This window comes from Prolinoborus fasciculus (genome assembly GCF_056724605.1).
The window spans coordinates 1-9676 of record NZ_JBWZQN010000087.1 but is presented as its reverse complement, the minus strand read 5'-3'; the positions used below and the strand labels follow the sequence as shown (position 1 = coordinate 9676).

At 42.0% G+C, this 9676-nt stretch carries 10 protein-coding genes and 1 pseudogene; 9 read left to right on the top strand and 2 right to left on the bottom strand.

All coding sequences use genetic code 11. The features are described 5' to 3' along the window. From AC1P5O_RS15465 to AC1P5O_RS15450, 4 genes are all read left to right on the top strand, one after another. A partial coding sequence (locus AC1P5O_RS15465; protein ID WP_193892306.1) for a transposase occupies window positions 1-114 on the top strand: 114 nt, incomplete at its 5' end. Window positions 115-413: 299 nt separating this feature from the next. Beyond that, window positions 414-1493: a 3-phosphoserine/phosphohydroxythreonine transaminase gene (serC, locus tag AC1P5O_RS15460; protein WP_005265825.1), complete on the top strand. Its 1080-nt coding sequence runs from the start codon at window positions 414-416 to the stop codon at window positions 1491-1493. A gap of 41 nt (window positions 1494-1534) precedes the next feature. Continuing rightward, the gene (locus tag AC1P5O_RS15455; RefSeq protein WP_348942359.1) at window positions 1535-1693 is read left to right on the top strand and encodes a hypothetical protein; all 159 of its coding nucleotides are present in this window, start codon (window positions 1535-1537) and stop codon (window positions 1691-1693) included. Then, window positions 1690-2391 carry an IS1 family transposase gene (locus AC1P5O_RS15450; RefSeq protein WP_004282345.1) on the top strand — a complete coding sequence of 234 codons (702 nt, stop codon included), beginning with the start codon at window positions 1690-1692 and terminating at the stop codon, window positions 2389-2391. The genes AC1P5O_RS15455 and AC1P5O_RS15450 overlap by 4 nt, the downstream gene beginning before the upstream one ends. Window positions 2392-2871: 480 nt before the next feature. Here the strand turns inward: AC1P5O_RS15450 and AC1P5O_RS15445 are convergent, their stop codons facing one another. Continuing rightward, on the bottom strand, window positions 2872-3804 hold the full coding sequence (locus AC1P5O_RS15445; protein ID WP_262466900.1) for a hypothetical protein: 933 nt from the start codon (window positions 3802-3804) through the stop codon (window positions 2872-2874). A 235-nt stretch (window positions 3805-4039) separates the two neighbouring features. Between AC1P5O_RS15445 and AC1P5O_RS15440 the strand changes: the two genes are divergently transcribed. Then, on the top strand, window positions 4040-4540 hold the full coding sequence (locus AC1P5O_RS15440; protein WP_005265824.1) for a YaiI/YqxD family protein: 501 nt from the start codon (window positions 4040-4042) through the stop codon (window positions 4538-4540). 21 nt (window positions 4541-4561) lie between these two features. Next, window positions 4562-5476 carry a DMT family transporter gene (locus AC1P5O_RS15435; protein ID WP_262466901.1) on the top strand — a complete coding sequence of 305 codons (915 nt, stop codon included), beginning with the start codon at window positions 4562-4564 and terminating at the stop codon, window positions 5474-5476. A gap of 20 nt (window positions 5477-5496) precedes the next feature. Here AC1P5O_RS15435 and AC1P5O_RS15430 read toward each other — a convergent pair whose 3' ends face one another. Continuing rightward, the gene (locus tag AC1P5O_RS15430) at window positions 5497-6060 is read right to left on the bottom strand and encodes a PilZ domain-containing protein (protein ID WP_262466902.1); all 564 of its coding nucleotides are present in this window, start codon (window positions 6058-6060) and stop codon (window positions 5497-5499) included. Window positions 6061-6080: 20 nt separating this feature from the next. Between AC1P5O_RS15430 and AC1P5O_RS15425 the strand changes: the two genes are divergently transcribed. The 3 genes and pseudogenes from AC1P5O_RS15425 to AC1P5O_RS15415 all read left to right on the top strand — a co-directional run. Then, entirely contained in the window at window positions 6081-7322 is a 1242-nt protein-coding gene (locus AC1P5O_RS15425; protein WP_499006323.1) for a lipoprotein-releasing ABC transporter permease subunit, read from the top strand. After that, entirely contained in the window at window positions 7315-7998 is a 684-nt protein-coding gene (gene lolD, locus AC1P5O_RS15420) for a lipoprotein-releasing ABC transporter ATP-binding protein LolD (protein WP_004645694.1), read from the top strand. Before AC1P5O_RS15425 ends, lolD begins: the two co-directional genes overlap by 8 nt. A gap of 86 nt (window positions 7999-8084) precedes the next feature. Then, a pseudogene (locus AC1P5O_RS15415) lies at window positions 8085-9542 on the top strand (ComEC/Rec2 family competence protein); the annotation flags it as partial. Window positions 9543-9676 lie beyond the last annotated feature (134 nt).

The window sequence follows — 9676 nt, the reverse complement described above, 5'->3', positions numbered from 1 at the left end:
AACTTTTTTGCCAAGCTCAAGCAGTATCGTGCTATTGCCACACGCTATGATAAATTGGCTCAAAACTTCTTATCAGCGATCTACTTAGCATCAACAATCATCTCCATTAATTGATGACACGCCCTAGTGTAAAGTTATAGTATTGTTTCTTTTACATCTGTATTTCAAATACTTATCGGCTGTTTTTAATGGAATATCTAGAATCAAAAAATGGCTTAATCTTGAATATTTTCAATTGTGAGTGCAAAGATGATAAAAACAGCAGGCTAAAATACTGGTCAATTTATCTTGTGAATCTACATTGATTTTTTGACTCTATCTTGACTCATAGATTGAAATAATTTTGTGCAAGACCCTGCCAGATATGGTTAAATGCCATCATTTTATTGTGTTTCACTCTGAAAGGAAAAATCATGCGCGCGTACAACTTCTGTGCTGGTCCTGCTGCATTACCGACTGCCGTACTTGAAAAAGCTCAAGCTGAAATGCTTGACTGGCATGGCAAAGGTCTTTCGATCATGGAAATGAGCCACCGTAGTGCCGACTATGTTGCCATGGCTGAAAAAGCGGAAGCAGACTTACGTAAACTCATGAATATTCCTGAGAACTACAAAGTATTGTTCTTGCAGGGTGGGGCATCACTACAGTTCTCGGCAATTCCATTGAACTTGCTTGGCAAAAACAACAAAGCAGACTATATCGATACCGGCATCTGGTCTGAAAAAGCTTTGAAAGAAGCGCAACGTTATGGCGATATCAATGTTGTAAAAGCAGGTATCCAAATTGATGGAAAATATGCGATCAGTGCCCAAAGCGAATGGAATCTTTCTGATGATGCAGCTTATGTGCATTATGCCGATAATGAAACCATTGGCGGTCTGCAATTTGCTTCAATTCCTGAAACAGATAAGCCATTAGTGTGCGACTATTCATCAAGCATTTTATCTGCACCCTTAGAGGTCTCTAAATTTGGTTTGATCTATGCTGGCGCGCAAAAGAATATCGGGCCTGCTGGCTTAACGCTGGTGATCATTCGTGATGATCTACTTGATCAAGCTAAACCTGAAATTCCAAGCATCTTGAAATATGCAGATCAAGCGAAAAATGGCTCAATGGTCAACACACCATCAACTTATGCATGGTACTTATCTGGTCTGGTATTCGAGTGGTTACTGGAAAATGGTGGCGTAGAGGCCATGCACAAGGTGAACCTTGAAAAAGCTAACTTGCTTTATGGTTATATTGATCAAAGCGATTTCTATGCGAATCCAATCGCAAAAGCAAACCGTTCAATCATGAATGTACCATTTACCTTGGCCAATGCTGATCTTGAGAAACAGTTCCTGAAAGAAGCCGAAGCGCAGCATTTATTGAATCTTGCCGGTCACCGTTCAGTGGGTGGTATGCGCGCAAGTATTTATAATGCTGTGCCTTTAGAAGGCGTGCAGGCATTGGTGAACTTTATGGATGACTTTGCCAAACGCAATGGTTAATTCCTGAAACGAAAAAACCCAGCACAGGCTGGGTTTTTTTTATGAGTACAATAATTTTAGAAAATAAAAGTATGCAGGATGAATCCGCAGATCAGCATCCCCAACATGAAAAAAAGGCAGGACATCATATCAATATTAGGTGGTGTTTCAAAAAGTATGCTGAAAAAAACAATATGGCTTTTGATAAAATAGAGGTATGAAAATAACGCTACAAATCAAATGTCCTACCTGTCTAAGTAACAATATAAAGAGAAATGGCATCAAAGTAGATGGGAAACAAAACCATCAGTGCAAAGATTGCAAACGTCAATTTATTGGTGATCATGCATTAAGCTATCAAGGGTGTAACTCAGGTATTACCGGCAAGATATTACATTTAATGGTCAGAGGAAGCGGTGTTAGAGATATTGCTGAAGTCGAGCGTATCAGCATTGGCAAGGTATTACGAACCTTAAGTGAATCGATCTATCAGATTCAGCCTAAACAAAGCCACTACGAATGTCTTGAAGTCGATGAACTTTGGACTTTTGTAGGGAATAAGAAAAATAAACAATGGCTTATTTATGCCTACCATCGAGAATCTGGAGAAATTGTTGCTTATGTTTGGGGTAAGCGGGATTTAGCAACGGTTCAACGTCTTAAAGCTAGACTTAAAAAGCTTGGGGTTCAATATGCTCGAATTGCGAGTGATCATTGGGATAGTTTTATCACAGCATTTCAATGTTGCAAGCAAGTGATTGGTAAGTTTTTTACCGTCGGTATTGAAGGTAACAATTGTAGAATTCGTCATCGAATCAGGCGTGGATTTAGGAGAAGTTGCAACTTTTCTAAAAAGCTCGAAAATCATTTTAAAGCCTTTGATTTGACTTTCTTTTACCTTAATAACGGATTTGTTTAACGCCAGCATACTTTTTGAAACACCACCCAATATTATAGCGGGAGCTAAGATGATGCTCGACCTGTTGTAATGTTTCTTCTTGCACGATTTTCATAGATATTTATTGTCCGATCTATTTATCGTTAATACTAATTTGTTGTGAGTATTTTTATCATAAAAAATTGATTAAATAAAGTACATTTTTAATTAAAGAGGATAAATTTTCATTTTATTTAAATATCAGATTTGCATGACAACAGATTATTTATATGAGAAATCAAACGCTTATTTTTACAAGATTTTTAAGATTATTTTAAATATTTAAAATGAATTTATTTGAATTTAAAAATGTGGATAACTCGGTTTTTAATGAATTTAAATAGATTATTAAGCCAGAAAATATGTATAAAAAATAATCAAAAATTAAAATGACAAATAAGAAGATAGATGGATTAAAAGAAGATACCCATCAAAATGAATATCTTCTTTATATGTTTGAACTTAGGCCGCTTTTCTATAAATATTGGCCTGAATCCACAAGTTGCCACGGATATACTGACCAATCTGGAAGTTTTTGTACTGGTCATTCCGCGTTGCAATCCGGATCAAGGTCGCAGGCTGGCCTTCGTCATGAATCAGGGTGACATCATACAGGGTGTAGTCCTGATCCATAAATTGCATGGTGGTTTTACCGACAATATTGCCCTGAAACCAGGCTTCATCTTCCTGACCCATGGTTTCGCCGTATAGGTAGGCCACCATTTTAGAAAAATCTACAGTGACAGGTTCTTTATCTTCTTCAGACTGCGGCTGCCAGGCATCAATCTGTTCCTGCAAATTGTCCGGAGCTACACCGTTATTGGCAGCCAGAATATCATTCAAGGCACGGTGGTGCTTGATCGAAGCCGGATCATCGACCACCAGATGTTCATGATCTGCAACCGCTTCAAGTTCATAGGCCCAGCCATTCAGATTCACCACATAGGACTGGTCTTTTTCATAATGCGGGTGATTGACGCTATACAGGCTATCGAAAGCGTAAATAATATTGTTAGCACCCAGATTCAGGCGCAATACAGCCTGAGTATTGGATTTACAGCTAATAATCCGGTCAATCGTGGCTTTCACCTGATAAGGACTGTCAAAGCATGGAAATGCAGTTTTTACCGCTTGAGGTTTGTTGTTTTCGACGGCAATCACCTGACTCAACTGTACCGCAGCTTTGCTCGGTCCCTGAATCAGCCAGGTCTCTGCATCCATATCACATTCTTGTGTACAAAGGCCCATCGGCATGATTGGTTCATCAAGAGCTTTGCCTAACCACTGTGGTACATCTGTGCCAGGGTTGTCGGTGAGCAAGGTCCAGTGTTCGACATGACTACCGAAATTTTGATCATCAATGGTGATGATCTCTGGGCTATTCTGATTTTTCATATGCACAATTGATTTTGGATGACGTATTTATAGTTAATCGAGGGTCATTGCGATTTTTCAAGTCAATCGAATGAATTTTAAAATTAAAATGCCAGTCAAATGAAGTCAAATTTTTTTCTCGCGTGAATCACGCCAGTTTTACCCAGCACATGCTTTTTAAAATATTGATGACAGATGCAATGAAAATGGAGCGATTTAATCATCAACCTGATCGTCTCAATTTGCTAGAATAACCATGATTAATACCTTAATGGGAAGCCCTGTGTTGCCATTCAAACTTTGGGTCGATGCCGATGCATTGCCCCGTATGCTGCGAGATGTGATTATTCGTGCTTCGGATCGCTATCAGCTGGAAGTCACTTTTGTCGCCAATCAACCAGTCGGAATCACACCTTCGGTTAGAATTAATTCAATTCAGGTGATGAGTGGAGCGGATGCTGCAGATAAGGAAATTATTCTGCGTATGAAAGAGCATGATATTGTCATGACGCAAGATATTCCCTTGGCTGCGGAAGTCATTGAAAAAGGCGGGATTGCGATTCATCCCCGCGGTGAAATTTATACTACGGCCAATGTCAAAGCGCGCTTACACTTGCGTGATTTTATGGACAGCTTACGCGGTGCAGGCGTGCAAACGGGCGGGCCGCCACCGATTTCAGAACGGGATAAACGCGAATTTTCCAGCGCACTCGATCAGACCATCCAAAAACAAAAACGTAAAACTTCCGCGCTTTAAGCCTTATTCAGAGTGACTCGCATGCCCACACAAACCAATATGATTGCCACCTATCTTTTATTGGTTTTTATCTGGGCAACGACACCGCTAGCTATTGTCTGGAGTGTGACGGATTTGCATCCGCTCTGGGCTTTGGCATTGCGTTTCTTTTTGGCTTTACCTTTTGCATTTACCTTATTGTGGCTGTTTAAAACCCGTTTTCCCTTAGATAAATTATCCATGCACAGTTACCTGGCAGGTGCATGTAGTTTTATCGGCTCACAGATTTTCACTTATCTGGCCACGGATTATCTGAGTTCGGGCATTATTGCCCTGATGTTCGGACTGGCACCGATTATTACCGGTTTGATTGGCCGTTTTGTGTTTCAGCTCAAGCTGTATGCTTCGCAGTGGTGCGGCATGGCAATTGCACTGCTGGGACTGGGGATTATTTGTGTGGGTGGCAAAGATCAGCATATTCAGCCGATCGGAATAGGCCTGATGTTGCTCAGTGTTTTTATTTACTGTATTTCGATGTTTTGGGTGAAAAAAGTCAATGCACCTCTTGAACCCATGGCGCAAGCGGCCGGTTCTATTGCAGTTTCAGCGGTGATGGCCTGTGCCATGCTGCCGTTTATCTGGCAATTTGCACCGACCCAGATTCCGCAGGCTAAATCGCTGATCGGACTCAGCTATGCGGTGATCATGGCGTCCCTGATTGCGATGTTCTGCTATTTTAAACTGGTACAGAAAATCAAGGCGACCACTTTGTCTTTGACTACGGTTTTGACGCCGATGCTGGCCTTATTGGTTGGGGTAATTCTGAATGATGAAAAATTATCGGGCGGTGCTTTCTTTGGTGTCGTTATCTTACTGGCTGGTTTGTTATTATATTTTTCCAGAGAAATTAAAGCGAGCTATAACGCTCGCCTTTCATCATCCACCGGTACTGAATAGAAATTGATTAACGCAGTGATTTAGGCAAAGCGAGCCTTAACACATTCACCCAGTTTGACACGGTCCTGTGGATGCATGGTAATAAAATACGCACCTGTCCGATATTTACCATTTTCTTCTTCACGACTATAGGCCACCTGAGCGGTTGCTGCAATATGGAAGAAATTTTCCGGATGACTCAAAGTTACGTGCAGATAAGTGCCTTCAGCGATAGGACGCTCATTAAAGAAGCTAAAACCGGTTTCTGAAAAGTTCACCTGTTCCGGTACAGGTAACATGCTTTGTACAATTGCGTCATACAAAGAACCGGTAATAAGGTTTAATTTTTGGTTGAATAAGGATAAGATTCGAGCAATTTGTTGATCTTTTTCAGATAATTGTTCTAATTCGTAGTTAACCGCATGATCAAATTGATCTAGTTCTGCAAGTAGTAGAAAATAGCGGGGCAACACGAAGTTAGGATCGTAAGGATCATTCAAGGCAACATCATCGGAAATAATCTGATAATTAATTCGTAAGGCAGCATCGATTCGAGACATGACGCGTCTTTCCGCAAATCCGTTTGGATGCTGTACATTTTTCATAATTTATTACCTCGGACTAGATGGTTATGTTCAAACCAATCTCGCTGTATATAGGGTTGAAATATACTCGCGCACGGCGTAGTAACCACTTCATTTCTTTTATCGCGTTGGTCTCAATGATCGGCCTTACACTCGGTGTGGCAGTCCTCATTACAGTCTTGTCTGTGATGAATGGTTTTGACCGAGAGTTGAAAAATCGTGTCTTGGGAATGATACCTCAAGCGACTGTTTCCTCGACGCAAATTTTAACAAATTGGCCTGAACTTACAAAGCAGATTGAGCAGCATGAACATGTCCAGGGGGTTGCACCTTTTACTCAATTACAAGGCATGCTGACCGCACAGGGTCAGGTCGCCGGCATTATGGTCAGCGGGATCGAACCCGAGTATGAGAAAAAAGTTTCGATCATACAAAACCATATGGTTGAGGGCAGTATCGACAGCCTGAAAAAAGGTGAATTTGGTATTGTTTTAGGCAAGCAAATGACCGATGCCATGGGTGTAGGTTTAAATGACAATATTACTCTGGTTCTGCCAGAAGCGACTCCTTCACCCGCCGGTGTCGTCCCACGTTTTAAACGTTTTAAAGTGGTGGGAATTTTCAGTATTGGGGCTGAAGTTGACTCGATGATGGGTTATATCGCTTTAAATGATGCGTCAACTTTACTGCGTCTACCGGATGGTGCGCAGGGTGTGCGTATGAAGCTGGATGATATTTTCCTGGCACCACAAGTGTCTCAGGAAATTGTGCGTGATTTGCCGGGGAATTTCTATGCTTCGGACTGGACTTATACCCATGGTAATCTGTTCAGCGCGATTCAGATGGAAAAAGCCATGGTCAGCCTGCTTTTATTCCTGATCGTTCTAGTCGCGGCATTTAATATTGTGTCTTCACTGGTGATGGTGGTGACGGATAAAAAATCGGACATTGCCATTTTAAGGACTTTGGGGGCTTCACCTGCCACCATTACCAAAATCTTTATGGTGCAAGGTACCGTGATTGGGGTGATTGGAACTTGTGCAGGGGCCATCCTCGGGATTATTGCGGCAACCAGTATCAGTAGCTTTATTGGCTGGCTCAACAATACTTTAGGCCTGAATATGTTTGATGCCTATTTTATTAACTACTTACCTTCGTATCTGCGCTGGCAGGATGTCTTGGTGATTGTAGGCTTGTCACTGGCACTCAGTTTTGTCGCGACAATTTATCCGGCTTTACGTGCAGCAAAAATTCAACCGGCAGAGGCTTTGCGTTATGAGTAATCTGATTTTAGATGCCCAGAATATTCACAAATCCTTTACCGATGGCAAGGCCACTGTCGATGTGATTCGCGGCTTGTCGCTACAGGTAAAAGCAGGTGAGTTTGTTTCGATTGTAGGTTCAAGTGGTTCAGGCAAAAGTACCTTATTACATGTTTTGGGTGGATTGGATCGCCCGACGTCAGGTCAGGTCATGGTGAATGGCCGCCGTTTTGATACCTTGTCTGAAGCAGAACGCGGTTATGTGCGGAATGAGCATTTGGGCTTTGTTTATCAGTTTCATCACCTGTTGCCAGAATTTACGGCACTGGAAAATGTGGCCATGCCGCTGATGTTACGCGACAACATGAAGTTTAAGGAAGCCAAACAGCAGGCCGAATATTTGCTGGAACGTGTTGGTCTTTCGCATCGTCTGACTCACAAGCCGGGTGAATTATCCGGAGGTGAGCGTCAGCGTGTAGCTTTGGCGCGTGCAGTGGTCGGTAAACCTAAACTGATGATGGCCGATGAACCGACCGGAAATCTAGACCGCAAGACTGCAGCAAAGATTTTTGAACTGCTGACCGAATTGCAACGTGAGTTCAATATGGCGATGCTGATTGTGACGCATGATGAACAGCTAGCCCATGCAGCAGATCGGATTTTACATATGCAGGATGGTCTCTGGATTGAACCATAAATAACGAGAATATTCGCATTTGATTGAAGCTCACTCCGGTGGGCTTTATTATTGGGCAAAATAATAACAAGACAGAATAAGATTCAATGTTGCAGTGGCTATGTATTGGCTGGATTTTAGGCCTTGCCTGTATGGGGAAAAGTTTCCTGTCTGTTCAACTGAGCGGGACGGCAGTTTTGATCATTGCGCTGCTGTGGTATCTGTGTTGCCATAAATTAAAGTTCATCTTGAATACACCGCTGCGAAGCTTGTTGATCGCTGGATCAAGCCTGCTTTTGGGACTGTTTTTAGGTCATGCTTATGCCAATCTGCAATTGGCTGAACGTTTATCCAAGCGAGAGCACGAAGTCGCTGAAAAAGAAATCGTAGTGTATATCAAAGAGCTGAATAAGCTTGGTGATCAGAATATCCAGCAAGCCCTGCACGTGCTTAATCCTGACGGTACTACAATTAAGTGGATGGGTTTTCTGCCAGTTTCAGATCCTGTCACATCTAGTTTGGTAAATGATGAAACCAAACAACAAACTCTTGAACTGGGACGCTACTATTTATTACAAGGCCAGATTCGACCTAACCATAGTTATGCCACACCAGGTGCCTTTGATGCAGAAAAATGGGCATTACAGCAAAATGTCATGGCCGGGTTTAGGATCAAGCACATCCAAGAGCTGCAACCGCAACAACTCTATGCGTTAGGTTATGGCAAATATCTACGTCAGCAGCAAAATTTGGGTCAGCGATTTTTACTTTGGGTAGAACAACAGCGACTGGCCTTAAGAGAGTTTGTGGCTAGACAACCCGTACAGCAGAAAGGCTTGTTGCTGGCTCTATTAAGCGGTGATGAAAGTTTACTGGATCAAGCGACGGAACAGCAGTTTCAACGGTTTGGCATGAGTCATTTATTGGCAATTTCTGGACCACATGTCCTGATCTTTGCCTTTATCATCTGTGGCAGTTTGCAATATCTGATTTCAAGGTACACGCCGCAGATTTATCTGAAATGGCCAAGGCAGTATTTTTTGAGTCTGCCTTTTTTGCTCTGTGTACTGCTGTATTGTGCCTTCGTCGGTTTTGAAATTCCGGTGCTACGTACTTTACTGATTTGTGTGATTGTGACTTTTACACTGTTGCTCAGGCAAAGCGTGCAGCCATTAAAGCTGTTGATTCTAAGTGCTGCCTTATTGTTGCTCTTTGATCCTTTTAGTATTTTATCGGCCGCATTCTGGCTGTCTTATGGTGCCTGTTTTGTCTTGCTGCGAATCTATCAAACCATTCAGCAGCAACCGAATCAAACAATACAAACAGCATTACAACGTCTGTATTTTGCAATGAAAGTTTTAGTGGAGTCGCAGTGGAAAATTTTTCTGGCCCTGTTTCCCTTAATGATGCTGTTTTTTAAGCAGGTGGCTTGGATTACCCCGCTAAGCAACCTAGTAGCCATCCCGTGGATTGGCCTGCTAATAGTTCCCGTAGATATTCTGGCGGCTTTATTATTTTTCATTTCTGAACCACTTTCGAGTCTGCTGTTTCAGCTCAATGATATTTTTATTCCTCTGTACACGACAAATTTCACAGAACCCTTATCCTATCAGGCTTCTGTCTTCTTAAAATTGCCAGAATTTCCTTAAACTCTTCTTTTTTCCCAAAACCACTTAAACGCTGAATCGCCATTTGAACA